The following is a 26,248-nucleotide window of genomic DNA, read 5'->3' on the forward strand; positions in this document are numbered from 1 at the left end:
GCGACCACCAACACTAGGGACGTTAACAGAGTCATCCTTGCTTACGAGTTCACTCAGAGCGCAACCATGGTTTACTTTTATCTCTTCAGCATCGCTCACTGGCGTGCCGAAAGCGAAGGCAATATCACTGGTTACTGCATTTCCTGCGTAGGAAAAGACTTCTGTGTGTCGCAATGCGCCGCCAGTCCAAATGGAAATGTCCATCGTACCTGCACCGATATCTACAACACAGACTCCAAGCTCTCTCTCGTCTTCAGTAATTACCGCATTGCTTGAGGCAAGTCCTGAAAACACGATTTGTTCTACTGTGAGACCACATCGCTCAACAGCTTTAATAATGTTTCTCGCCATGTCGCTATGGCAAGAAATTAGGTGAACACTGACTTCCATTCGAACACCAGATAAGCCAAGTGGGTTCTTAATCCCCTCTTGATAATCAATGGTAAATTCTTGTGGGATCACGTGCAGAATTCTCTGCTCATCACCAATTTTAATTGATTTCGCGGTATGGATCGCTCGATCCATATCGTCTTGAGACACCTCTTCATCAGAGATAGTGCCCATGCCTTTTTCAATTCGGCTTGCGATATGTTTACCCGATAGCGAGATAAATACATTGCTGATTTGGCATTCCGCCATCAACTCTGCTTGATCAATAGCTCGCTGAACCGACTTAACTACCGACTCTAGGTCGTTTACACCACCTTTATCCATACCTCTGGATGGGCTTTGCCCAGAACCAATGATATTGATTTGACCATCAGGCAATATTTCACCAACCAGAGCTGATATGGTCGCAGTGCCTATATCAAGACCAACGATTATGTTGTCATCTGCGGTCTTAGTCATCTGTGCTCTCTTCTAACTCTTGCTCTGGAAACCAGCCTACAGCGGCTCCCGTATCATACCTGAGGTCGATGTAGCTCACTTGATTCGCTTTACTACCAAGTTCGTTGTAAAGCGAAATGAAGCGTTCAACACGCTCATCTAAAGAATCTTTACCTAGTTCTAAACGGATACCGTTATCTAGGATTATTTGCCAAGCGCGACGTTCATTGAGAACGAGTGAGGTAACGGTTAACCCTAGACTGTTAATCAAAGGGGTTATCTGTCGCCACTTCTCTATCACTTCTTGGCTGGTGCCTTCTGGGCCATAAAGCTTAACTCTATCGCCCTTCAACAGGCCGATATCACCATTAAACACCTGACCATCGTCATTCAACAGCATGTTGCCGTTCCAGATTGCTGCTGCATGGTACTCAGTCAAAAATACTTTTATTGTGTCTGGCCACTGCTTACGAATGGAGACCACTGAAACCCAAGGTAACGCTTCTAAACTGTCTTGCAACACACCGATGTCTTGCGACATGAATGTTCCAATATGCTCTAGCTCGCCAAAGGCATGTTGGACATCACCAGCGGTTACGTAAGTTAAGTCGCCTTGAAGTACTATTTTGGAGAGAGGCAATCGCTGATCGTCCCACATCCAAGTCAGTGTGGTATAGAAAAGAAACCCAATGAATAGCAATACCATGACAAAAAAAGACCCGCCTAAAGCGTGTTTCTTGAGCGACGGTAAACTGAATAGGTGGCGGTTTTCGCTAAAAGTACTTTCTACCAAAGCCCGCATTCCCTGTCGTTGGTTCGCAATTCTATTCCCTATCTTCGTAATAGAGGTAAAAGCACTTACTTTAACCTATGAATTATACTGAGCAAAATCAAACTATCAAACGTTGATAATAAGATTTTTGGTCAATTTTAGGTCAATCGCAAGAAACGAGCGATCGACCACAGTATGTAGACGCTATTCTGTTACGCGTTCTGCATTTTATTAATGTCTAACTGTAACGATTCCAACTGCTTCGCCACTCGACCAACATCGCCTGCACCCTGCGTTAAAACAAGGTCACCGCCTTGAATTACGTTGGCTAAAGCCGATGGCAGTGCGTTGATATCGGCAACAAAGATTGGATCTATCTTACCACGCCCGCGAATGGTTCGACTTAATGAACGTCCGTCAGCCCCTGCAATGGGTTTCTCACCTGCAGAATAAACATCTAACAGAATTAGGACATCAACCTGTTCAAGAACGTTCGCAAAATCATCATAAAGATCGCGTGTTCGGCTGTAACGGTGCGGTTGAAAGATCATTACAAGGCGTTTGTCAGTCCAGCCACTGCGAGCCGCTTGAATCGTCACATCCACTTCGGTTGGGTGATGACCGTAATCATCGACCAACATCGCCACGCCTTTACCCGTTTCGTACTCACCAAGGTGATCGAAACGACGACCAGTACCTTCCGTTCCCGCCATCGCTTTTAGAATCGCTTCATCGCAGATGTCATCTTCTGTTGCAACCGCAATCGCCGCTGATGCATTCAGTGCGTTGTGGCGACCTGGAATATTCAACGTAATATCTAAGTTCGCTTTGCCTTCACGTACCACCGTGAACTTACCTTGTTGACCTTCTTGTACGTAGTTCTCAATACGGATATCCGCATCTTCTGAGAAACCGTAAGTAATCACTTGGCGACTTACCTGAGGGATAAGCTCGCGCACGACTGGATCATCAACACACATCACAGCCTGACCGTAGAATGGCAGGTTGTGTAAGAAATCAATAAACGTCTGCTTTAGCGTTTCAAAATCACCGCCATAAGTATCCATATGATCCGCTTCAATGTTAGTCACGATACTAACCATCGGTTGCAGATGTAAGAATGACGCATCACTCTCATCGGCTTCAGCGATAAGAATACGGCTTGAGCCTAAACGTGCGTTAGTACCTGCACTTTTCACCAAACCACCGTTTACGAAGGTTGGATCTAGGCCTGCTTCCGAGTAAATCTGTGTCACTAGCGCAGTCGTGGTTGTCTTACCGTGCGTACCTGCCACAGCAATGCCGTGACGAAAACGCATCAGCTCAGCCAGCATTTCGGCACGGCGAACGATAGGTGTGCGCGCTTCACGAGCTGCAATAATTTCTGGGTTTTCTTCGTTGATAGCGGTTGAAACCACCACCACACTTGCGTCGGCAACGTTACTCGCTTGGTGACCGATATAAACGGTCGCACCCTTGCTAACTAAACGATCGGTCACTGGGTTTTGAGCAATATCAGAACCCGTGATCTGGTAGCCTTCATTCAACAGGACTTCAGCGATCCCGCTCATGCCGGCCCCACCAATACCAATGAAGTGGATAGATTTAACACGGCGCATCTCTGGCACCATTGCACGGATTTGCGCTAAGTCTTGGGTATGTTCAATCGTCATCAATTCAATCTCATTATTTTGCTAAAGCTTTAATCGCTTCAGCGACGGTCACATCAGCATCAAGCTTGGCAGCTTGACGCGCTTTTGTAGCCATCATTTTTAATTCATTTCTATCAAGCTCGGCGATGGTGTTCGCTAGCTTATCAGCCGTCAGTTGAGGCTGTTCAATCATTAGCGCTGCGCCACACTCAACCAAGTGATCGGCGTTCAGTGCTTGTTGTCTGTCTTTGTGCATAAACGGAACGAAGATAGAACCTACCCCCGCCGCAGAGACTTCAGATACAGTTAATGCTCCTGAGCGACACACTAATAGATCTGCCCACTCATAAGCTTGCGCCACATCATCAATAAATTCAGTCACTTGAACATTATCTACAGAGTGTGATTTATATTGTTCAATCACTTGTTGTTGATTGTTCTTACCCGCTTGGTGCATCACTGTGAAGCCTTCGCCAAGCTGAGCCATCGTCACTGGCAAGGTATCGTTGAGGATTTTTGCACCCTGACTACCGCCCATAACCAAGATACGGATGTCACCGTCACGCTCTGCTATGCGTTGCTCTGGTTCAGCTAAGGCAACCACATCTTCACGTACTGGGTTACCCACTACTTCTGCAGTAGGAAATGCACCAGGGAAAGCTTGGAAAACCTTTTTGGCAATCTTAGACAGCCACTGGTTAGTTAAACCTGCCACTGCATTTTGTTCATGCAGAACCACTGGAATACCGGACAACCATGCCGCGATACCACCCGGGCCACTTACGTAACCACCCATGCCAAGCACCACATCAGGCTGCCACGCTTTGATATGCTGCTTTGCTTGAAGTATGGCATTAATAATCTGAAACGGCGCTTTAATTAACTTGCTAATGCCTTGACCACGCAGGCCTTTCACCTTGATGAAGTCGATCTCAATACCATGCTTTGGCACCAAATCCGCTTCCATTCTGTCTGCCGTTCCTAACCAGCGAATTTCCCAGCCTTGTTGCTGAAGCTTTTTAGCTACCGCTAACCCTGGAAAAACGTGACCGCCAGTACCACCAGCCATCACTAAAAGTTTTTTGTTTTGTTTCATAACGTTAGATTCTTATTCTACTAATTCGTTTTGATTATCGGCTTGTTCTTTCTGCTGCATTCGGCATTCGTGATCGATACGCAGTAGCATAGACACCGCCACCGACATCACGATAAGACTTGAACCACCATAACTGATCAGCGGTAAGGTTAAGCCTTTGGTTGGGACGATACCTGAAGCAGCCCCCACATTAACAAGCGTCTGAAATGCAAACCAAATACCAATACCAAATGCCAGATAACCACTGAATACTTGGTCGTTTTCAAAAGCCTTTTTACCAATAAGAATGGCTTTAAAAACCAAGCTAAAGATCAGCATCAACACTAAGGTTACGCCAACAAAACCCAATTCTTCTGCCAACACAGCAAATACAAAATCGGTGTGCGCTTCCGGTAGGTATTCGAGTTTCTGAATTGAGTTACCCAGCCCTTGCCCCATCCAATCACCACGGCCGAACGCCATCAATGACTGAGTTAGCTGGTAACCACTGCCGAACGGGTCGTTCCAAGGTTCCCAGAATGAGGTAACACGTCGAACACGATAAGGTTCTATAACAATCAAACCGACGACCGCGGCAATACCTGCCACCATCAAGGCGATAAACTGTGAAAGCTTGGCTCCCGCAATGAACAGCATGCCAAACAGGGTAACTAGCATTACGACCACTGTACCTAAATCGGGCTGGCCCAGCAGCAGCACGGCAAAAGCGCCGAACACCATGATGGGTTTTGCAAAACCACCGAAGAAGGTTTTTCTCACTTCGTCTTGTTTACGAACCAAGTAGCCCGCCATAAAGATAAACAGCGATAACTTGGCGACTTCAGCAGGTTGTAAGTTAAATAGCCCTAAAGGGATCCAACGCGATGCGCCATTAACCGACTTACCGACGGCTAATACCACAATCAGCAAGAAGAAGGACAAGCCCAGTAGATACATACTGTATTGAAACCAGCGCTGCATCGGGATTTGCAATATGACGCTGGAGACACCTAACGCCAACACAAGGAAGATGGCATGACGGAACATAAAGTGAAACGGCTGATCGGTTAAACGAGCACTGATAGGAAACGAAGCCGACGTTACCATCACTAAGCCCGTCAGCATCAGTCCAAGAGCAATCCATACCAATTGACGATCGTAAAGCGCCTCTGGTGTGGCACGGTTAAGCCATTGCCAAATGGATTGATTAATCTCTTTCACTCTTTGCACTGAATGTTAGTCCTTCAACACGTTAGGCATACTCATGAGCAAGTTCAGTGAACGCATCACCTCTTGCCATGAAGTTATTAAATTGATCGAAGCTGGCACACGCTGGGGACAACATCACCATATCACCGGCAACTAACTGCTTCGAGATACTCTCAATAATGTCACGCATAGTTTCAAACGTCTCAGACGATGGGTGCAACGGCATAAATTGCGCGGCATCTTCACCAAAACAACACAATTGAACGCGCTCTAGTTGCGACAACACAGGCTTAAGCTCACTGAAGTCGGCACCTTTACCAACCCCACCAACCAGAAGATACAAAGTACCTTGGCACTCTAAACCCGACAGAGCCGCTAATGTACTGGCTACGTTGGTCGCTTTTGAGTCATTAACCCATTTGATTTCGCGCTTGTCAGCCACCACTTGGCAACGATGCGTCAAACCATTGTAGGCCTTCAAGGCTTCAAGGCTTTTGCTGTAATCAATACCGACTTGTTTAAGCAGTGCAAGCGAGACTAACGCATTTGCCACATTGTGACGTCCAACCAATGTTAAATCTTGGGTAGCAAGTACAGGCTTACCGTTGTCCATGAGCCATTCAATGCCGTCAACTGTCGCGACACCAAACTCTTGGTCATCGAGTCCGAATGTTACTAATGACATGTTGTGGTCTGGATACGTCTCTTTGTCGTCGCGGTTTACAATCGCATATTGAGCATTATTAAAGATTCTTAGCTTGGCATCGCGGTAATCGGCCATGCCTTGGTAGCGATCCATATGGTCTTCTGACAGATTCAGAAATGCTGCTGCTGCTAAGTTTAGGCTTGATGTTGTTTCTAACTGAAAGCTTGAAAGCTCAAGAACATATAAATCAGCATCAAGCTCTAGAAGATCTAAGGCAGGAATACCGATGTTGCCACCCACACCGACATTCAAACCTGCAGCCTTTGCAAGTACGCCAGTAAGGTCGGTCACAGTGCTCTTGCCGTTAGAACCCGTGATAGCTACAACGGGTTTGTCTACCGCCCAGCCAAATAGTTCAATATCGCCAACAACCGGGGTTCCCGCTTGAATAACATCTTGTATTTCAGGGGTCGCGAGTGCGATACCTGGGTTAGCTACCACCAAATCAGCTTCCGCTAACCATTGGCTATTCCAACTTCCAGAATGCAGCTCTACCGATTCAGGTAAAGATTCCTTTCCTGGTGGTAGCTCTCGCGTATCAATGACCTTCACATGCGTATGAGGCTGATATTTTACGAGATGTTTAACGACAGAGAGCCCGGTAATACCGAGCCCCACAACCACTACATTTTGAATATTTTGCCAACGTTCCATTTAAACAAGATGCTCTTAATAGTTTTAAAGAGCCCCTACTCAGAGGCTCACACAGGATTAACGAACTTTCAGTGTCGCTAGGCCAACCAGTACTAATACCATTGAGATGATCCAAAAACGCACGATAACACGCGGCTCTGGCCAACCTTTCAGTTCATAGTGGTGGTGAATCGGTGCCATGCGGAAAATACGCTGACCACGCAATTTGTAAGAGCCCACCTGCAGAATCACTGACAGGGTCTCCATTACAAATACACCGCCCATGATAACCAGTACCAACTCTTGGCGAACTAACACAGCAATCACACCCAATGCACCGCCCAGTGCTAGCGAACCAACATCGCCCATGAATACTTGAGCTGGGTAGGTGTTGAACCATAGGAAACCTAGGCCTGCACCGACGATAGCAGTACATACAACCACAAGCTCAGAAGTGTACGGGATGTATGGAATGTGTAGATATGCCGCGAAGTTAACGTTACCTGTCGCCCATGCAATCACAGCAAAACCAGCAGCAACCATAACCGTCGGCATAATCGCCAAACCATCTAGGCCGTCTGTTAGGTTTACCGCGTTACTGGTACCCACAATAACAAAATAAGTCAGTACGATGTACAATAAACCTAATTGTGGCATCACATCTTTAAAGAAAGGAACAACCAGTTGGGTTGCCGCAGTATCGTGTCCGTGAGCATACAGAGCAAACGCCACAACCAATGCAATCGCTGATTGCCAGAAGTACTTCCAGCGAGCGATCAAGCCATCAGTGTTTTTACGAACCACTTTACGGTAGTCATCAACAAAGCCAACCGCACCGTAACCGCCAAGCACAACCAATACCGCCCAAACGTAAGGATTAGAAAGATCAGCCCACATTAATACCGTAATAATAATGGCAGCTAGGATCATCACGCCGCCCATGGTTGGTGTACCACGTTTGCTAAAGTGAGATTCAGGACCGTCGTTACGAACAACTTGGCCAATTTGTAGCATTTGCAGACGCTCAATTAAACGAGGTCCCATCCACAACGACAGACATAAAGCCGTCAAAATACTCGCGATTGCACGAAACGATAAGTATTCGAACAAACGGAAAAAAGAAAAGTGTGGCTGTAGTAGCTCTGCAAGCCAAATTATCATGAAAAGTTCTCCTTTAAAGCAGCGGCTATTTTACTCATTCCTGCACTATTCGCGCCTTTTACCAACAAGGTATGTGGCGCGTTTTCTGGCAAGCTTAAGTGCTGCTCTATGTGCGCGATCATCGCTTGATGCGTTGCAAAGTGGGTACCATTACAGACCTCACTAATCACCTTGGTATCATCACCGTAAGTGAGTACATGCTCAAAAGCGAATGGGGCAGCATATTCACCGACTTGACGGTGAAGTGCAAGGCTTTCGTCGCCTAATTCAGCCATATTGCCTAAAATCAACCAACGCTGACCTTTGAAGCTAGACAGTAGTTTAGCTGCCGCCTTCATCGCGGGTACGCTGGCGTTATAACTGTCATCTATCAGCTTGATATTCTGACTTAATTGTTGAACCTCAACTCGCCCTTTGACAGAGATAAGATTCGCTAAACCATTTTTTACTTCTTCAAGCGTGGCACCAAATTGGATACTCAACGCTGCTGCAGCCAACGCATTCGCTACGTTATGCTGACCAATAATGCCAAGCTCAACAGGCATAGCGCCTTGCGGTGTTTGCATCTCAAAACAAGCTTCGCCCTGCTCATTAATGCGAATATTCTTAGCAAAGTAATCCGCCGTGTTGTCGCTTTCTGAAAATGTCAGTACCGTTTTATCTGCAAGTACTTCATTCCAAAAGTCGCCACCGTTGCTTTCTAGATTAACAATAGCAGTATCACCAGCAGCAAGCCCCTGAAAGATTTCACCTTTCGCTTGTTTAACACCATCAATTGAGCCAAAGCCCTCTAGATGCGCCGCTGCGACGTTATTAACTAATGCCACCTGTGGTTTCACAAGCTGGGTGGTATAGGCGATTTCACCAATGTGGTTCGCGCCCAGTTCTATCACGGCATAGTCGTCATTGGGTTCACTGCGCAGCAAGGTTAGTGGTACTCCAATATCATTATTGAAGTTACCCGCCGTAAACAGCACTTTGCCACGTTGTTGCAGAATGCTCGCCACCATCTCTTTGACGGTCGTTTTACCACAGCTTCCTGTTATCGCCATGGTTGGCACGTCACATTGTTTGTGGATCCAAGCACTTAGCTGACCTAAAGCAAGTTTAGTGTCTTCAACAACAACTTGAGTAATATTTAGGTCAAGTTTTCGTTCGACTAACAACGCACTCGCATTTGCCTCAACCGCTTGATGACAAAAGTAATGCGCATCGAAACGTTCTCCGACAATAGCAACAAACAATGCGCCTTCTTCAACGGTGCGAGTGTCGGTAGAAACGGCATTAATTACGACATTGTTTGAGTTAGCATCCTCAATCAATTCACCGCTGACCGCTGAACAAATCTGTTCGAGTGATACATCAATCATTATGAAATACCTAAAAGTTGAAGCGCAGACTCTCGGTCTGAGTAATGTACCGTTTTGTCTTTCAATACTTGGTAATCTTCATGGCCTTTACCAGCCAAAAGAATAATGTCATTACTGCCAGCCTGTTCTAGGGCAAACTTAACCGCTTGATAGCGATCGTGTTCGACGAATGCAGATTCAGGTTCGCTTAAGCCAGCTAGCATATCTTTAACAATCAAAGCAGGATCTTCGCTGCGAGGATTGTCATCTGAAATAATAATTTTGTCGGCGAACTGCTCAGCCGTTACCGCCATCATTGGGCGCTTACCAGTGTCACGGTCACCACCGCAGCCAAAGATAGCCCACAATCTTCCAGAGCAGTGAACTCGCAGTGCTGCCAATGCTTTCTCTAACGCATCGGGCGTATGAGCATAATCGACAACCACTTTTGCCTTGTTCGGAGTTTGGAAAAGCTCCATACGGCCAATCACAGGTTGAAGTTGAGATGCAGTGTCGACCAAGGTTTGCTTGTCGATGCCCAATGACAGCAGAGTCGCGAAAGCAACCAATACGTTTGATGCGTTGAATTGACCAATTAAAGGAACCGAAAGCTGACCTTGCCCCCAGCTACCATCGAAAGACATCTGAATACCTGTTTCTGCATAAGCGACATCAGATGCCCATACCGACTGTTGGTAACCAGACAGAGGAAGTAATGAAACAGCTATCGCATTGGACAAATCTGACATCCACGCTTTGCCGACTTTGTCATCCACATTGATCACAGCGTGCTTGCATTTATGCTCAGTAAACAGGCTCTTCTTAGCCAAAGCGTACTCTTCCATCGTGCCATGGTAATCAAGATGATCACGGCTCAAGTTAGTGAATACACCCACTTCAAAGTCCAAGGCTTTAACGCGACCTTGCACCAAACCATGAGAAGAGATTTCCATCGCAGTATAAACGGCTTTTTCTTCAGCCAACTCACTCAGCGTGCGCTGTATTTCAATCGCACTGCCTGTGGTGTTAGCCGCTATTTTTAGATTATCTAAGAAACCATTACCTGTGGTGCCCATTACTGCTGAGCGTTGACCGACTAGGTCTAGCCACTGAGCAATCAATTGAGTGATGGTAGTTTTGCCATTGGTGCCAGTAACACCAATTAGTTTGGTCGCTTGAGAAGAATAAACTCGACCAGCCAGTTTAGAGAGAATTGAGTTTAGCTCTGCCACATAAACAACAGGAACTGCATTCAACCACTCAACCAAGCCATGAGCTTTATCATCACCCGCTTGTGCAATGACGGCTTTCGCACCTTGAGCGATAGCTTTGTCGATAAAGCGACGACCATCAACGGCATGTCCAACAATGGCAACAAAGATATCACCGTCCTTGATCGCACGGCTATCCAACTCCAATTGCTCAACAGCAATCGCATCTAGCTCAGAAGAACTGAAGTCTCCCCAAAGAGAAAGTAAAGATGACAGCGTGAGGCTATTACTCATATTGAATCCTGATTGGCTCTATTCTTGAAATTTGTTTTCATCAGCAGGGACATTGAGAATTTGCAGTGCCCCCTTCATGATTTCAGAAAAAACGGGAGCTGCGACTGAACCGCCATAGTAAAGGTCACCTTGAGGTTCGTTAACCACAACAACCAGCGCGACTCTTGGGTCACTAACAGGGGCAAAACCTGCGGTAATTGCAATGTATTCATCACTGTATCCGCCCGCTTCAGCCTTACGAGATGTACCCGTTTTGGCTGCAACTCGGTAACCTGGGACTGCGGCTCTTGTTGCCGTACCGCCTTTTTGAGTCACCCCCTCTAGCATATTCAACACCAGCTCCGCGTTTTCACGCTTGATGATCTGCTTAGAAAAGTCTTGGTCGTTACTCTTAATAATATGAATCGGTTCATACATGCCTTTGTTGGCTAGCGTCGCATAAGCATGCGCTAACTGCATCGGCGTAACTGACAAGCCATAACCGAATGATAATGTTGCAATTTCAAACTTAGACCAACGACGACGATTCGGGAAAATGCCACTGGTTTCACCAATTAGATTTAACCCAGACATCTCGCCAAGACCAACCGAGCTGTACATTCCAAGCAAGGCTTCAAGTGGCATGTTAAGTGCTAATTTCGCCACACCGATGTTACTCGACTTCTTAAGGATTAAAGCTAAATCAGCCTTACCCACTTTAGAAGAGTCTCGTACACGGCTACCACCGATCTGCATGATGCCGTTGCCGGTATCAATAACGATATCGGGATCAGCAGTACCATTCTCTAGCGCTGCCAAAACCACAAAAGGTTTCACGGTAGAGCCGGGCTCCATCGCATCGGTAAGTACGCGGTTACGCATCTTAAAGCTTTGTAAGTCAGCACGATTGTTCGGGTTATAAGAAGGGGCGTTAACCATCGCCAATACAGCGCCGGTTTTTACATCCAACAAAATCGCAGAGCCAGAAGTCGCCTTATGATCGGCCACCGCCTGTTTAATCGCTCGGTAAGCGATCGCTTGCAATCGTTGATCGATCGTTAGCTCGAGTGGTTTGCCTTCTTCACGTTCTTCTAAAGCAATGTTTTCAACAACACGTCCGTAACGGTCTTTACGAATCGTCCGCTTACCCGCCTCGCCCGTAAGCCATTTGTCATAGCTGCGCTCAACGCCTTCTAGACCGTGCCCATCTATTCCTGTCACACCGATAAGATGTGCACTGACTTCGCCTGCAGGGTAGTAACGTCGAGATTCCGCTTTCAGGCCAACACCCACCAGCTTAAGCTCACGGATATACTTAGCCATTGCAGGGCTAACTTGTCTTTGCAGGTAAATAAATCGACGGGATTTGTTGCTAGAGATCTTGTCGATCATCGACTGTCGCTCTAAGCCAAGTACATCGGCTAGCGCGTACCAACGATCAATTTGAGCCATACCATTTTTATCGAAAATCGTTTTTGGATCGGCCCATACCGCCTCAACTGGAACACTCACAGCAAGCGGCTCGCCATTGCGGTCTGAGATAATACCGCGAGCAGAAGGAATTGCCTTAACACGTACCGAGCGAAGGTCGCCCTGACGAATTAAGTTATCTGGTTCAATAATTTGAATGTAAGCCACACGGCCAACAAGTGCAGCAAAGGCAAGAAACACGAAAGCAATAACGACGTTGAAACGCCATTTAATCAGAATTGGATCCGAATTCTTTTCGCTCTTCACACGCTCTTTCGTTGATTTCTTAACGGGTTTTGCGGGTGCTTTTTCCTTTTTACCGGTCATTTCAGTGTGATCACAACTTCTTTGTCAGAGTCTGGACGTTTCATGTCTAGCTCTCTTTTTGCCGATGCTTGAACGCGGCTGTGTTCAGCTAGAGCCGTCTCTTCAAGCATTAAATTTCGCCACTCATCATCAAGCTGTTCTCGCTCCACCAACGCCGTGTCTTTTTGCGTGATCGCCTGACGTGACATATGTGTCGTAAGAACGACCCCCATGGCACTCGCGAAGATACAGATAAGAAGCACCAACGGGACCTTGCCCACGGAGATCAAATCAAAAAATATTATCTTGGCTAAGTTAGGCTTGGAGGTCTTCATTGACTATAGCTTTTCTGCGATTCGTAGTACTGAACTGCGCGAACGAGTATTCTCATCCACTTCGCCTTTCGATGGTTTGATCGCTTTACCAACAGGTTTAAGATCAGCACTGCCTAGCGCTTTGATCTGCTCTTCTGTTAGTGGCAGGCCATGTGGTACTTGCGGGCCTTGGCTCTCTTTACGGATAAAGCGCTTCACCATACGGTCTTCAAGTGAATGGAAGCTGATAACCGACAAACGGCCTTCAGGAGCAAGAATGCTTGCTGCGCCTTTTAGGGCTGTATCGATCTCTTCAAGTTCGCTGTTGATGTAGATACGGAAGGCTTGGAAAGCACGTGTTGCTGGGTGCTTTTTCTCTTTGAAGCTTTTTGGAGCCACATCCGAGATAAGCTTAGCCAGTTGACCAGTGCGCGTTAGTGGTTCGTTCTCTTCATTCTCTTGATAAGCAATAATGCCCTTCGCGATACGACGAGCGTGTTTGTCTTCACCGAACTCACGAATAACCCATGTGATGTCATCAAGATCGGCTTCAAGTAGCCACTGAGACACAGGAATGCCAGTTGTTGGGTCCATACGCATATCAAGCGGGCCGTCTTTCATGAAGCTAAAGCCACGCTCAGCGTCATCCAACTGTGGTGAAGAAACACCTAAATCCAGTAAAACACCATCCACTTGACCGACTAAGTCATAACGCTCTGCATATTCAGCCATACCTGAGAATGGGCCGTGAATAATCGTAAAGCGAGGGTCATCGATCTTTTGCGCTTCTGCAATCGCTTGTGGATCGCGGTCGATACTAAAGAGTCGTCCATTCTCGCCCAGTTTAGACAGGATTGTACGGCTGTGACCACCACGGCCAAAAGTACCATCGATGTAGGTACCGTCAGGTTTGATCGCAAGTCCGTCAATAGATTCGTTAAGCAATACTGAAATATGTTTGAATGCTTCTGTCATAGTCTTCTCAGTGAGTGGATTGAGCCATTAGTGCGGCAATAATTTGTTCTATTAACGTTTTAGTGTACTGATTTCACGCCGTATCTCCACCATATTGTGTATAGGCTTTGGGAATTTTTGACCCAAGCTCATATCAGGGTGAAGGATTCTAAGGAAATCTAAATAATTTACGTCAATATAAAGCAAAAAACCCATCACTACCGTTAAGTAATGATGGGTTCTTTATATAGGTGGAGTTGACACATACGCCGGGTTCTGTTCCGCTTGCGCGGCGGTAACCATTCGTCTAGGCCTGCAATCGCTCACAGGCTCAAGCAATCTACCCGCCCCCATACGCGAGCAACGCAATGTGAGGGCCTATTTGATCTTGCTCCGGGTGGAGTTTACCTTGCTACGAACTGTTGCCAGTCGCACGGTGCGCTCTTACCGCACCCTTTCAGCCTTACCTGTGCCCCTTCCGAAGAAATGAGGCCATCGGCGGTCTTCTCTCTGCTGCACTTGTCGTGGGCTCGCGCCCCCCAGACGTTATCTGGCACCCTGCTCTATGGAGCCCGGACGTTCCTCCCCTCTACCAGTCTCCCGAAGGACTTCAACGTCAGTTTCCCGAAGGACCTCAACGTCAGTCTCCCGAAGGACATCAGCAAAGCAGCGATTACCCGTTCAACTCCAAGGGCGGATTGTATAGAGATTAGGGAGCAGTGTCTAGCGAGATCACAAATATGGTGCAAACCTCTAAGCAACTGCGGGAATTTTACACAATTAAGACAAAAAAAGAGGAATGACGGCAACACCATCATTCCTCACAAGCTTTTTCAACAAAGGCTATCTACTCTATAAATAGGTATCTAGTTGTCTAGATGCTCTAGGCCCCATTTGTATAAAGCGTTCTTTTTCAAGTTATAGATTTCTGCTGTCATTGCAGCCGCTTTTTTAAGGGGTAATTCTTTGGTTAGGATACCCAGCGTGCGAGTCGCTTCGTCTGGCAGTTCTGTGCTCGCTTCTTCACGGTGACCATGAATCAATAACACCATCTCACCGCGCTTACGGTTCGAATCTTCTTCAATCCAATCAATCAGCTCACCCAATGGCAATCCTTGAATAGTTTCGAATGTCTTAGTCAACTCACGCGCCAACACAACTTCGCGGTCTGGGCCTAAGATCTCAAGCATATCTTGTAGAGAATCTGAGATGCGGTGCGGTGACTCGTAGAAGATACAGGTGCGTTCTGCCTTTGCGATCTCTAAGAACTTGTCTTTACGGCCTTTGCTCTTCGGCGGTAAGAAGCCTTCAAAGCTGAAACGATCAGACGGTAAACCTGAAGCACTCAATGCAGTAATAACAGCACAAGCACCAGGAAGTGGCACAACTCTCACACCCGCTTGACGACATTGTGAGACAAGATGGTAACCTGGGTCACTAATTAAAGGAGTACCCGCATCAGAGACTAATGCGATAGACTGACCTTCTAATAACCTTTCGACTAGAACTTGCGCTTTAGTTTGTTCATTATGATCATGTAAAGCGAACGTTCTGGTTGATATATTGAAGTGAGCAAGCAGCTTACCCGTGTGGCGTGTGTCTTCGGCTGCAATAACATCGACACTTGATAAAATTTCAATTGCTCTTTGAGTGATATCTCCCAAATTTCCGATTGGGGTTGGCACAATGTAGAGAGTTGGGCTCTCTGTGAGCAAGGTTTTGTTATCTGTCATTTGTTTACCATCACTTCAACGATTAATATAGATACAAATTTATACGGAATTTAAAGAACTCATGGCAACGATGAACCATAAGAGACTCAGTGTACCACGCTTACTAACTCCAATTGCATTAGCAATTACATTGGCGGCTTGTTCTTCAGGTCCTCAAACACCAACGAGCGTAGATATTACACTAGATCCAGTGCAATCAACTGAAAGTTACATGATGCAGGCGGATAGTAGCAAAGGAAGTCTACAAAACGACTGGTTAATCATGGCGCTTAAGGCTTCTGTGCAAGCTGGAAAAACCGATCAAGCAACTCTGCTGATCAAACGCTTAGCAAAACAAGAGCTGAGCGAAACGCAACAAGCGGAATGGCAATTAGCGCGCGCTCAACTGCTAGTGAACAACTCGCAGCCGGAGCAAGCTTATAGCCAACTGAACTTCCAGCCTTGGTGGAAACTTCCGAACGAGCAGTGGAAAGATTATCACGAGCTACGCGCGAACATTTCTGAAATGCAAAGCGAGTATTTTGAGGCGAGCCGCGAGTTAGTTCTTTATTCAGAATATCTAGACGCTGACGACGAGCTCCAACAGCAAGCTGCTGACCGTATTTGGCAGAACCTAAATAGCTACTCTCAATATGAGATTCTAGAGCTTAAGACGTCGCCTACGGAAGACGTTCTTGAAGGTTGGTTACAGCTGGCGATTTACATGAAGACGCTGAACTCGAACCTTCCAAACCTACAGGAAACCCTGTCTGATTGGCTAGCTGAGAATCCTCAGCACCCAGCAGCGACATATACACCTCAGGCGATCACGGACATCTTAGCGCTAGAGATCAGCAAGCCAACCAGCACTGCACTATTACTGCCTCTAACCGGCAAGTACGGCAAGCAAGCACAACTTGTACGTGACGGTTTCATCTTTGCGATGATGAATGACAAAGAGCGCGAAGAAGATGCAACGCTGACGGTAATGGATACCAACCAGCAAAGTGCGGCTGAGATTAAAGCGACACTGGAAGAGAACAACGTTGATTTCATCGTTGGCCCGCTGATTAAGACCAACATCACTAAGCTTCAGCAAGCGCAGAAAAACCACGAGAACTCGATTCCAGCTTTAGCTCTGAACATTCCAACGCAACTAGAACCTGATACCAATATTTGTTATCTCGCTCTATCGCCAGAGCAAGAAGTCGCTCAGGCAGCGAAACACCTATTTACTCAAGGTTACAAGTACCCGCTTATCCTTGCGCCAAGAGGACGCTTAGGTGAGCGTGTTGAGCAAGCGTTTAAAGAAGAGTGGAAAAAATACAGCAGCAACGATGTTGCTATCAGCTTGTTCTCTGACAAACGCCAACTACAACGCAATGTGAATCAGGTATTCGGCTTGCAAGAGAGCCAACAGCGTATCGCTCAAATGGATGGACTACTTAACCTAGACCTTGAAACTGAGCCACGCAGCCGTCGTGATATCGATTCTGTCTACATTGTGGCTAAGAACTCAGAGCTAACGCTCATCAAGCCCTTCATTGAAGTTGCAATCAACCCAGATGCAAGCCAACCAGCTCTATTCTCAAACTCACGCAGCAACAGCGGTGATAAGCAGTATGAAGACCTAACCGGTGTGTTCTACAGCGATATCCCACTATTGGTTGAGAATAAAAACGAGCTTAATCAAGAGCTCAACGACCTATGGCCTGCACACTCAAACGGCCAAAAGCGTCTGCAAGCACTGGGAATGGATGCATACTACCTAATGGATGCACTGCCACAGATGAAAGCCGTACAGGGTTACAGCATTCCAGGTGAAACCGGCGTGTTAACCATCGATAACAACTGTGTGGTTCAACGTGAAATCAGCTGGGCGGAGCATGGGGCTTTTTAGTCGAAATTTCCTATCCAAACCAACAATCACCCACAAACAAGTGGGTGATAAATACGAGACCGTGGCAAAATCTTATCTGATTAACCACGGTTTATCGTTAATAGAACAAAACTTCATAGCAAAATGTGGTGAGATTGATCTTATAATGCGCCATAACAATACGGTTGTGTTTGCTGAAGTAAAATACCGCAAGCAAACCCGCTACGGACATGCCGCTGAAATGGTGACTGCCAAGAAGTCACAGAAGCTACTCAAAACAGCCAATGTTTGGCTGATGCAGCAAGGCTTGTCGGTGCACTCTACAGATTTCAGGTTTGATATTGTTGCCATTGAAGGGCCGAATGACAATATAGACTGGATTCAAAACGCGATTACCCAAGGATAAACATGCTAGACAGCATTAAAGAAAGTTTCACAGAAAGTATTCAAATCCAAATTGCGGCTGCAGAAGCTCTGCCTGACGCAATCACGCATGCCGCTCAAGCAATGGTTGCGACCTTGCTTAACGGAAACAAAATTCTTTGTTGTGGTAATGGTGGTTCAGCGTCGAATGCTCAGCAATTTGTATCGTGCCTACTCAACCGATTTGAAACAGAGCGCCCTAGCCTTCCAGCGATGGCACTCACAGCAGACAACACTACGCTCACAGCTGTGGCTAACGACTACCACTATGAAGAGATCTTCTCTAAGCAAGTGCGTGCGTTTGGTCAAACTGGCGATATTCTGTTGGCTATCTCGACTAGCGGTAACAGCAAGAATATCATCAAGGCAATGGAAGCGGCGGTAACGCGCGACATGACAATCATTGCCTTTACCGGTAAAGATGGTGGCGAGATGGCAGGTCTGCTTGGTGAACACGATGTAGAAATTCGTATTCCTTCACACCGTACAGCGCGCATTCATGAAGTACATATGGTGACGCTACACTGCCTATGTGACCTAATCGATCAAGTACTCTTCCCTGCTCACGAAGAGTGATATACGGAGCATCACAATGAAATCATTAACCTCTATGAGGCTGTTTAAGCTGATTAGTGTTTCGCTACTTACACTGTCTCTGTCTGGCTGTGCTGGCATTTTCATTGCTGGTGCGGCAACCACAGCAAATCTAGTCACTGACACGCGAACCACCAAAGAAATTTGGAACGACAACAATATCGAATTTGAAGTTGCAGCTATCACTAATAAACAACCCTACCGTGGTAGCGTGCGTGTCACTGCAAGTTCTTACCGCGGCTCTGTGGTGTTAATGGGGCAAGCAAAAACAGACGCTGAACGTCGTGCTTTTGAGAGCCAAGCCAAAGAAGTAACCGGTGTCGAAAGCATACATAACCAGATTCGAGTGAAAGAGCCATTATCGGTTAGCGCGATTAGCAAAGACAGCTGGATTACGACTAAGGTGAAGTCAGCTCTGCTTGCTAATGCTGAGCTTAACGGCATCAAAGTAAAAGTAATTACTGAGGATTCTGAAGTATTCCTGCTTGGACTGGTCACTCGAGAGCATGCTGATATCGCAACAGAAGTTGCGCGTAACATATCTGGCGTAAAGCAGGTCATTCGAGCATTTGAATATGGTGAAGAAGAGACGGCTGTTAACTAGCCTTAAGTCAGTCAATTAAATGCTATTTACCAGAAAAGAAAAAGCAGCGACGAGTCGCTGCTTTTTTATTTGATTCGTTATTTAACTAACGTTATTTGATAACACGAAGGCTTGGGCGACCTTTCGCTGGACGAGGTGGCTCAGGATCTGAGTCAGGCTCTTCAGCATCTACGTCTGCCGTTGCTACGCTCAAAGATGGGCCTTTTTCTGGTTCTTCAAAAGGACTTTCTTCAATCCCTTCTTCAAACGCTTCCATGTAAGCCTCTTCAGGTTCAAACATGGTACCAGCACCATTTTCACGAGCATAAATCGCTTGTACTGCGTAAAGCGGAACGATCACAGAGTGTGGACGACCACTAAAGCGAGCACTAAACGTCACAGCTTCGTTACCCAGTTCAAGTTGTCCAACCGCACGAGGCGCGATGTTCAGAATGATCTGACCATCTTGAACAAACTCTTCTGGAACTCGCACACCCGGCAATGTTGCTTCAACAACAAGGTGTGGAGTTAATTCGTTATCAACCAGCCATTCATAAAATGCACGAAGCATATATGGTCGGCGTGGAGTCATATTAGAAATATCCATAAACGCTTAGCGAACAAGTCGCATCTCACGCTCAGCTTCAGTTAGAGAAGCTAGGAATGAATCACGTTCGAATACGCGGTTCATGTAAATCTTAAGCTCTTTAGAACCAGGACCAATTAGTTCGATACCAAGCTCAGGTAAACGCCATAGTAGCGGAGCTAGGTAACAATCAATTAGGCTAAACTCTTCGCTCATGAAGTATTCATACTCAGCGAAGATAGGAGCAAGAGTCAGTAGGTCGTTGCGCAGTTTAACGCGAGCTGCTTCAGATTCTTCAGCATTGCCTTTAACGATCTTCTCTGCAACTGAATACCAGTTACGCTCAATGCGGTACATCATTAGACGACTGTTACCACGAGCAACCGGGTATACAGGCATCAATGGTGGATGAGGGAAACGCTCATCTAGGTATTCCATGATGATCTTTGAGTCATATAGAGCAAGCTCACGATCAACAAGAGTAGGTACTGATTTGTACGGGTTCAGTTCAACAAGCTCTGCTGGTAGATTTTTTTCATCAACCAACTCAACTTCAACACTTACGCCTTTTTCAGCAAGAACGATGCGCACCTGATGGCTATACATATCAGAAGCACTTGAGAAAAGAGTCATTACAGAACGTTTATTGGCAGCTACAGCCATGGAGCCCTCCAGTACACTTTAAATAAAAACAATGGAGGCCTAAAGCCTCCATTGAACATTAACATAATTTGGGAATTAGCACGGTATTATAGCACAATTAGTGCACATCACGCCAATACTCTTTCTTCAGCAAAATCACGATGATAGTGAATATTACTAAGAAGGCCATTACCCACCACCCCATAGCGTGACGCTCAAGTTGAACTGGGTCGCCCGAGTAAACCAAAAAGTTAACAAGGTCACGAACCGCTTCGTCGTATTCACCAGCACTTAGTTCACCAGAACCGTCAGTTTCAGTACCAACAACAACCGTCACTTCCTCGCCATCTACCATATGCGTATCGTAGATTGGTGTTGGGATACCTTGTAGCTCTTCAAGAACGTGCGGCATACCTACACTTGGGAAAACAATGTTGTTCACGCCAAACGGACGAGACGGATCTTCATAGAATGTACGAAGGTAAGTGTACAGCCAATCTGCGCCACGAACACGAGCAACCAAAGTTAGGTCAGGTGGCGGAGCACCAAACCAACTTGCCGCTTGCTCAGAAGGCATAGCGTTAACCATCAAGCTACCAATTTTCGCCTCTGGGTCGAAAATCAGGTTTTCCTTCATTAGATCAACAGGGATCTCTAAATCATTCGCAACACGTTCATAACGCTGGTACTGCGTTGAGTGACAAGCGAAACAGTAGTTCATGAACATCTTAGCGCCATTTTGCAATGAAGCTTTGTCTGTTAAGTCATTGTTCGCTTTGTCTAATGGTACGTTTGCACCCGCTGCCATCGCCAATGACGGCAACATAGCAAATAAAATTACAATCCACTTTTTCATTTGAATGTCACCCTTTCTGGTAATGGTTTCGTCGCTTCATTTTTACTGTAGAACCACAGTAGAACGAAGAACATGAAATAACCTAAGCTAAAGATTTGAGCCAGTAGCGTGTATGTTGGCGTTGCTGGAAGCGCACCAAGTGCACCAAGCGCAATAAAGCTTATTGTGAATTGGATGATGTTAATCAAATGCAGTTTGCTACGGTAACGGTAAGAGCGCACTTTACAACGGTCGAACCATGGCAATAGGAATAACACAACAATAGATGCACCCATTGCTACTACACCTAGCAGCTTATCAGGAACAGCACGAAGTACAGCGTAGAACGGCGTGAAGTACCAAACTGGAGCAATATGCTCAGGTGTTTTCAGCGGATTCGCGGCTTCAAAGTTAGGCGGCTCAAGGAAGTATCCACCCATTTCTGGGTTAAAGAACAGCACGTAACAGAACAAGAATAGGAAACCAGCAACACCTACCATGTCTTTCACCGTCCCGTATGGGTGGAAAGGAATAGAGTCGATGATGTCGTATTTCTTAGTATAATCCTTATGGAATGGGAACTGAGTTTTGTAATCGTCGCCCATTGTACCTTTAGGAAGCTTAGTCTCGATACCATCTGGGTTGTTCGAACCCACTTCGTGCAGTGCTAGTACGTGAAGTACGATAAGTAGCAGAAGTACGATTGGTAGAGCGATAACGTGCAGTGCGAAGAAACGGTTCAGCGTTGCACCAGATATGATGTAGTCACCACGGATCCAAAGCGTTAGGTCATCACCAATAACAGGAATCGCACCAAACAAAGAAATGATTACCTGAGCACCCCAGTAAGACATTTGACCCCATGGTAGTAGGTAACCCATGAAAGCCTCAGCCATAAGCACTAAGAAGATCAACATACCGAAGATCCAAAGTAGCTCACGAGGTTTTTGGTAAGAACCGTAGATTAGGCCACGGAACATATGCAGGTAGATAACAACGAAGAATGCCGAAGCACCCGTTGAGTGCATGTAACGCAGTAACCAACCGTATTCCACATCACGCATGATGTATTCAACAGAAGCAAATGCACCCTCACCTGACGGTACGTAGTTCATTGTTAGCCAAATACCCGTAAGAATTTGGTTAACCAGTACCAACATTGCTAAAGAACCGAAAAGGTACCAAAAGTTAAAGTTCTTAGGCATTGGGTATTCAGATAAATGCTTTTTATAAGCATTCATCGCGGGTAGACGTTTCTCTACCCAATCAAGCAATCCTTGCATTACGCGTCTCCCTCGTCCACACCGATCATGATCTTAGTGTCACTCAAATACATATGCTTTGGTACAACAAGATTCAATGGCGCTGGTACGCCTTGGAATACTCGACCTGCCATATCAAACTTTGAACCATGACAAGGACAGAAGAAACCAGACTTAACACCCTGAACTTGCTCTGCAAAAGAATCCGGCAGGTAAGTTGGAGAACAACCTAAGTGCGTACAGAAACCAACAGCAACGAAGAATTCAGGCTTAATTGAACGGAACTCGTTCTGCGCGTATTCAGGTTGTTGTTCAGCTTCAGATTGAGGGTCACGAAGTTGACCACCGATCGCTTTTAGGTTCTCTAGTACCGACTCAGCACGGCGTACAACCCATACAGGTTTACCTTGCCACTCGACACGAACCATTTGTCCCGGTTCTAACTTACTGACTTCCACTTCCACCGGTGCGCCCGCAGCTTTCGCCTTGGCACTCGGATTCCATGATTTAATAAAAGGCACGGCTACAGCAGCTGCTCCTAAACCACCAACAACGGCTGTTGTTGCGGTTAAGAAACGCCTGCGACCGTTATTTAAAGGCGCGTTGCTCATCCAAACATTCTCCCATTTGCTCCTTATGGATTGAAATAATTCCGATTAAAGAGCATGGCTAACAAAATATGTATTTAGTTCTATTTATTGACGGCAAATGATAAATAAAACCCTACTTTTTGACAAGATAAAGCTACCTTTTTGTAACAATCATGAGGCAAAGCGCACATTGGGTTACAAAAGCTTTCAAAATATAAGAATTTGGGAATAAAACGAGGGAGAGGAAGCGTTTAGAGGGGGTATAAAAACAAAAAGCTCGGCATATAGCCGAGCTTTGAACCACAATTCCAGTCGTAAAACTGGGAGCGTGTACTTTTTCGTAAAGAAAAATTAACGCTTAGAGAATTGAGGTTTACGACGTGCTTTACGTAGACCAACTTTCTTACGTTCAACGCAACGAGCGTCACGAGTAACGTAGCCAGCTGCACGTAGAGCAGGACGTAGAGTTTCATCGTACTCCATAAGAGCGCGAGTGATACCGTGGCGGATTGCGCCAGCTTGACCAGAAATACCACCACCAGAAACAGTGATGTAAAGGTCAAGTTTCTCAGTTAGTTCAACTAGCTCAAGAGGTTGCTTAACAACCATACGAGAAGTTGGACGACCGAAGTAAACATCAAGGCTACGCTTGTTGATTACGATCTCACCAGAGCCTGGTTTGATGAAAACACGAGCTGCTGAGCTTTTGCGACGACCAGTGCCGTAGTATTGATTCTCTGCCATTTTCATAATCCCCTTAGATGTCTAGTACTTGTGGCTGTTGAGCAACATGGTTGTGCTCAGTACCAGCGTACACTTTAAGCTTACGGTACATCGCGCGGCCTAGAGGACCACGTGGAAGCATACCTTTAACTGCTAGTTCTAGAACCATTTCTGGTTTCTTAGCAATTAGCTTTTCAAAAGTGATAGTTTTAAGACCACCTGGGAACTCAGAGTGACGGTAGTAAACCTTACCCTTAGCTTTGTTACCAGTTACAGCAACTTTCTCAGCGTTAACAACGATGATGTAATCACCAGTGTCTACGTGAGGAGTGTATTCTGCTTTGTGCTTGCCGCGTAGGCGAGAAGCGATTTCACTTGCTAGACGGCCAAGAGTTTTGCCTTCAGCGTCTACAACATACCAGTCGCGTTTTACAGTTTCTGGTTTAGCAACGAAAGTTTTCATGCTAATAATTACCTATTTAAAAAATTTACACTTAAGGAATACTCGCGTATTCCCACTGTCTAAGAGTTACCATTCATCACCCCTTCGAGTGTTGGAAAACTCTTGGCATAACGTGATTTTACTCATCGCTAGAGGCCCGCAGTAACGGTAGGTCGCAGGATTATAGAGAAGAGCGAAGAAAAAATCACCTCTTTTTGAACAAAATCACGATTTTTTTAATTCTATTTCTTATTCGAGATAATCAAAGCTAACTTAAGTGTTCTTTTGCCAAATATTCATGGCTCTGCATTTCAATTAAGCGCGATTGACAACGTTTAAATTCAAACTCTAGCTGACCATGGGTGTATAGCTTTTCTAGCTCCACTTGCGCTGAAATAATCAGTTTCACATTGCGCTCATAGAACTCATCAACTAATGCAATGAAGCGCCTTGCAGCATCATCTGAAGTCGCCCCCATTTGCAATACATCCGCCAATAGAACCGTGTGATAAACCCGAGACAACTCAATATAGTCGTTCTGGCTACGAGCCGACTGACAAAGCTGAGCAAAAGTACCATGCAACACCCCATCACTCGCTTCGACTACTTCTAATTGACGGTGATTAACCTCAATCTGCTTAAGCTTCTCTTTATCTTCACCTACGAGCTGAGCGTAATACTTTTCGAGATTGATATTCGCTTGGCTATCTAGCGGGTAATGGTAAATCTCTGCTTGCTCTAAAGTACGCAGACGATAATCAATACCGCTATCAACATTAAGAATGTGGCAGTTGTCTTGAATAAGCTTAATGGCAGGTAAGAAACGCGCTCTCTGTAACCCGTTACGATATAGATCCGCAGGGGGAATATTAGAGGTCGCGACCAAGATAACGTTGCGAGCGAACAACTCTTGGAACAAAGTTCCTAGGATCATCGCATCAGTGATGTCTGAAACAAAGAATTCGTCGAAACAGATAATGTCCGCTTCTTCCTTCAACTTGTCTGCCACTAAAGGCAATGGATCGCTAACATTACCTAGCGCCTTTAGTTCATCATGAACTCGATACATAAAGCGATGAAAGTGAACCCGCATTTTTTTAGTGGTCGGTAAGGCGTCGTAGAACGTATCCATTAGATAAGTTTTACCGCGCCCTACGCCTCCCCAGAAATAGAGACCTTTCGGTGGCTGTGGCAATTCTGGTTTTTTGCCCAATAATTTCTGGAATCGAGTTAGTTGAGGAATAGGCGTATTCATGTAATCTTGGAATTGATGAAAGAGTTCATCTAAAGACTTAACTGCTTGCTCTTGTGCTGGATCTCTTTGAAATCCATGTTCTTTTATATCTTGTTCGTATTTTTTAATGGGATTCATGACGACATTTCCACAATGAAAGCGATATCAGACAGCAAATAAAAATGAGCCCAAACAGTACGAGAAATAACGTAACGTGGTGAATAATGCAGCATCAAACTGCTAACTAGCGCACACGCATTTCTCTTTATACTGCGGCTTTCTCATAGTACCATGGAGCCGTATCACGTGTAACTAAGCAGTAACAAACATGTTAAAAAACAATAATAAGGAGCTGTTATGCCTTGGATGTATGCCGTTGCCGGTTTACTAGTCGGAGTTATTTTAGGGGTCGCCATTTCTCGTCTTATGACACCTGAATACAAAAAACAAAAGAACGTACAGAAAGAATTAGATAGCGCAAAGTTTGCCCTAGAACAGCAGCGACAAGAGCTGGCTGACCACTTTGCGAAATCAGCAGAAATGTTGGACACCTTAGGTAAGGACTACACGAAACTGTACCAACACATGGAAAAAACAAGCTCAGAGCTGATTCCTAACCTGCCAGAGCAAGACAACCCGTTTGTAAAAACAGCCGCCGCTCATTCGGACAAATCACAAGATAAGCCTTCAATTAAAGAAGCGACACTTGAGGAACAACCGAAAGATTACGCGAATGGCGCAACCGGTTTATTTACAGAACAGAAGAAAGAGATCATTGATGCTCCTGATGTAGTGACAGCAAAAGCATCATAAACATTTAACACTTCTGT

At 45.8% G+C, this 26,248-nt stretch carries 26 protein-coding genes and 1 other RNA gene; 5 read left to right on the top strand and 22 right to left on the bottom strand.

Annotation, left to right across the window (positions count from 1 at the left end):
- The 14 genes from ftsA to rsmI all read right to left on the bottom strand — a co-directional run.
- A partial coding sequence (gene ftsA, locus BCV39_RS01200) for a cell division protein FtsA (protein WP_102460915.1) occupies positions 1–849 on the bottom strand: 849 nt, incomplete at its 3' end.
- Positions 842–1,621: a cell division protein FtsQ/DivIB gene (locus BCV39_RS01205; protein WP_102432158.1), complete on the bottom strand. Its 780-nt coding sequence runs from the start codon at positions 1,619–1,621 to the stop codon at positions 842–844. The genes ftsA and BCV39_RS01205, both read right to left, overlap by 8 nt.
- Positions 1,622–1,812: 191 nt before the next feature.
- On the bottom strand, positions 1,813–3,273 hold the full coding sequence (gene murC, locus BCV39_RS01215) for a UDP-N-acetylmuramate--L-alanine ligase (RefSeq protein WP_102432159.1): 1,461 nt from the start codon (positions 3,271–3,273) through the stop codon (positions 1,813–1,815).
- A gap of 13 nt (positions 3,274–3,286) precedes the next feature.
- Positions 3,287–4,348 carry an undecaprenyldiphospho-muramoylpentapeptide beta-N-acetylglucosaminyltransferase gene (gene murG, locus BCV39_RS01220; RefSeq protein ID WP_102432160.1) on the bottom strand — a complete coding sequence of 354 codons (1,062 nt, stop codon included), beginning with the start codon at positions 4,346–4,348 and terminating at the stop codon, positions 3,287–3,289.
- A gap of 12 nt (positions 4,349–4,360) precedes the next feature.
- Positions 4,361–5,557, bottom strand: a complete 1,197-nt coding sequence (gene ftsW, locus BCV39_RS01225) for a cell division protein FtsW (RefSeq protein ID WP_102432161.1) — start codon at positions 5,555–5,557, stop codon at positions 4,361–4,363.
- Positions 5,558–5,579: 22 nt separating this feature from the next.
- On the bottom strand, positions 5,580–6,896 hold the full coding sequence (gene murD / locus BCV39_RS01230) for a UDP-N-acetylmuramoyl-L-alanine--D-glutamate ligase (RefSeq protein ID WP_102432162.1): 1,317 nt from the start codon (positions 6,894–6,896) through the stop codon (positions 5,580–5,582).
- 57 nt (positions 6,897–6,953) lie between these two features.
- Entirely contained in the window at positions 6,954–8,036 is a 1,083-nt protein-coding gene (mraY, locus tag BCV39_RS01235; protein ID WP_048658030.1) for a phospho-N-acetylmuramoyl-pentapeptide-transferase, read from the bottom strand.
- Positions 8,033–9,406 carry a UDP-N-acetylmuramoyl-tripeptide--D-alanyl-D-alanine ligase gene (gene murF / locus BCV39_RS01240; protein ID WP_102432163.1) on the bottom strand — a complete coding sequence of 458 codons (1,374 nt, stop codon included), beginning with the start codon at positions 9,404–9,406 and terminating at the stop codon, positions 8,033–8,035. The genes mraY and murF overlap by 4 nt, the downstream gene beginning before the upstream one ends.
- Positions 9,406–10,890, bottom strand: a complete 1,485-nt coding sequence (gene murE, locus BCV39_RS01245; RefSeq protein WP_102432164.1) for a UDP-N-acetylmuramoyl-L-alanyl-D-glutamate--2,6-diaminopimelate ligase — start codon at positions 10,888–10,890, stop codon at positions 9,406–9,408. Before murE ends, murF begins: the two co-directional genes overlap by 1 nt.
- Positions 10,891–10,908: 18 nt before the next feature.
- Positions 10,909–12,666, bottom strand: coding sequence for a penicillin-binding transpeptidase domain-containing protein (locus BCV39_RS01250; protein WP_102432165.1), 1,758 nt, complete (start codon positions 12,664–12,666; stop codon positions 10,909–10,911).
- Positions 12,663–12,980: a cell division protein FtsL gene (gene ftsL, locus BCV39_RS01255; RefSeq protein WP_017056040.1), complete on the bottom strand. Its 318-nt coding sequence runs from the start codon at positions 12,978–12,980 to the stop codon at positions 12,663–12,665. The genes BCV39_RS01250 and ftsL overlap by 4 nt, the downstream gene beginning before the upstream one ends.
- A 3-nt stretch (positions 12,981–12,983) precedes the next feature.
- The gene (gene rsmH / locus BCV39_RS01260) at positions 12,984–13,934 is read right to left on the bottom strand and encodes a 16S rRNA (cytosine(1402)-N(4))-methyltransferase RsmH (RefSeq protein WP_076651094.1); all 951 of its coding nucleotides are present in this window, start codon (positions 13,932–13,934) and stop codon (positions 12,984–12,986) included.
- A 228-nt stretch (positions 13,935–14,162) separates the two neighbouring features.
- Positions 14,163–14,602: RNase P RNA component class A (gene rnpB / locus BCV39_RS01265), an RNA gene on the bottom strand.
- A 177-nt stretch (positions 14,603–14,779) separates the two neighbouring features.
- Entirely contained in the window at positions 14,780–15,646 is an 867-nt protein-coding gene (gene rsmI / locus BCV39_RS01270; RefSeq protein ID WP_048609684.1) for a 16S rRNA (cytidine(1402)-2'-O)-methyltransferase, read from the bottom strand.
- Positions 15,647–15,707: 61 nt separating this feature from the next.
- Between rsmI and BCV39_RS01275 the strand changes: the two genes are divergently transcribed.
- Genes BCV39_RS01275 through BCV39_RS01290 form a run of 4 tightly spaced genes read left to right on the top strand, consistent with a single transcriptional unit; the run spans position 15,708 to position 19,125 of the window.
- The gene (locus tag BCV39_RS01275; RefSeq protein ID WP_102432166.1) at positions 15,708–17,525 is read left to right on the top strand and encodes a penicillin-binding protein activator; all 1,818 of its coding nucleotides are present in this window, start codon (positions 15,708–15,710) and stop codon (positions 17,523–17,525) included.
- Complete coding sequence (locus BCV39_RS01280) at positions 17,512–17,910, top strand: YraN family protein (RefSeq protein WP_102432167.1); 399 nt, start codon at positions 17,512–17,514, stop codon at positions 17,908–17,910. The genes BCV39_RS01275 and BCV39_RS01280 overlap by 14 nt, the downstream gene beginning before the upstream one ends.
- Positions 17,911–17,912: 2 nt before the next feature.
- Positions 17,913–18,503 carry a phosphoheptose isomerase gene (locus tag BCV39_RS01285; protein WP_004729817.1) on the top strand — a complete coding sequence of 197 codons (591 nt, stop codon included), beginning with the start codon at positions 17,913–17,915 and terminating at the stop codon, positions 18,501–18,503.
- A 16-nt stretch (positions 18,504–18,519) separates the two neighbouring features.
- Positions 18,520–19,125 carry a BON domain-containing protein gene (locus BCV39_RS01290; RefSeq protein WP_048658024.1) on the top strand — a complete coding sequence of 202 codons (606 nt, stop codon included), beginning with the start codon at positions 18,520–18,522 and terminating at the stop codon, positions 19,123–19,125.
- Positions 19,126–19,216: 91 nt separating this feature from the next.
- Here BCV39_RS01290 and sspB read toward each other — a convergent pair whose 3' ends face one another.
- The 8 genes from sspB to zapE form a co-directional block, all read right to left on the bottom strand.
- Positions 19,217–19,711, bottom strand: a complete 495-nt coding sequence (sspB, locus tag BCV39_RS01295) for a ClpXP protease specificity-enhancing factor (RefSeq protein WP_017072808.1) — start codon at positions 19,709–19,711, stop codon at positions 19,217–19,219.
- Between the two features lie 6 nt (positions 19,712–19,717).
- Positions 19,718–20,353 carry a stringent starvation protein SspA gene (gene sspA / locus BCV39_RS01300; RefSeq protein WP_009848943.1) on the bottom strand — a complete coding sequence of 212 codons (636 nt, stop codon included), beginning with the start codon at positions 20,351–20,353 and terminating at the stop codon, positions 19,718–19,720.
- A gap of 97 nt (positions 20,354–20,450) precedes the next feature.
- Positions 20,451–21,188: a cytochrome c1 gene (locus tag BCV39_RS01305; RefSeq protein WP_048658023.1), complete on the bottom strand. Its 738-nt coding sequence runs from the start codon at positions 21,186–21,188 to the stop codon at positions 20,451–20,453.
- Entirely contained in the window at positions 21,185–22,450 is a 1,266-nt protein-coding gene (locus BCV39_RS01310; protein ID WP_102432168.1) for a cytochrome bc complex cytochrome b subunit, read from the bottom strand. Before BCV39_RS01310 ends, BCV39_RS01305 begins: the two co-directional genes overlap by 4 nt.
- A complete protein-coding gene (petA, locus tag BCV39_RS01315) occupies positions 22,450–23,040 on the bottom strand; it encodes a ubiquinol-cytochrome c reductase iron-sulfur subunit (RefSeq protein ID WP_010434692.1) in 591 nt (196 codons plus the stop codon). Before petA ends, BCV39_RS01310 begins: the two co-directional genes overlap by 1 nt.
- A gap of 330 nt (positions 23,041–23,370) precedes the next feature.
- Positions 23,371–23,763 carry a 30S ribosomal protein S9 gene (rpsI, locus tag BCV39_RS01320; protein ID WP_004740758.1) on the bottom strand — a complete coding sequence of 131 codons (393 nt, stop codon included), beginning with the start codon at positions 23,761–23,763 and terminating at the stop codon, positions 23,371–23,373.
- 13 nt (positions 23,764–23,776) lie between these two features.
- Complete coding sequence (gene rplM, locus BCV39_RS01325; protein ID WP_010434689.1) at positions 23,777–24,205, bottom strand: 50S ribosomal protein L13; 429 nt, start codon at positions 24,203–24,205, stop codon at positions 23,777–23,779.
- 247 nt (positions 24,206–24,452) lie between these two features.
- On the bottom strand, positions 24,453–25,556 hold the full coding sequence (gene zapE, locus BCV39_RS01330; protein ID WP_048662655.1) for a cell division protein ZapE: 1,104 nt from the start codon (positions 25,554–25,556) through the stop codon (positions 24,453–24,455).
- A 219-nt stretch (positions 25,557–25,775) separates the two neighbouring features.
- On the opposite strand from zapE, the gene zapG reads away from it, so the two are divergent.
- Positions 25,776–26,231 carry a Z-ring associated protein ZapG gene (gene zapG / locus BCV39_RS01335; protein ID WP_017629363.1) on the top strand — a complete coding sequence of 152 codons (456 nt, stop codon included), beginning with the start codon at positions 25,776–25,778 and terminating at the stop codon, positions 26,229–26,231.
- Positions 26,232–26,248 lie beyond the last annotated feature (17 nt).

It is taken from the genome of Vibrio sp. 10N.286.55.E10 (assembly GCF_002872555.1).
GTDB classification, from domain to species: Bacteria; Pseudomonadota; Gammaproteobacteria; order Enterobacterales; family Vibrionaceae; genus Vibrio; species Vibrio crassostreae.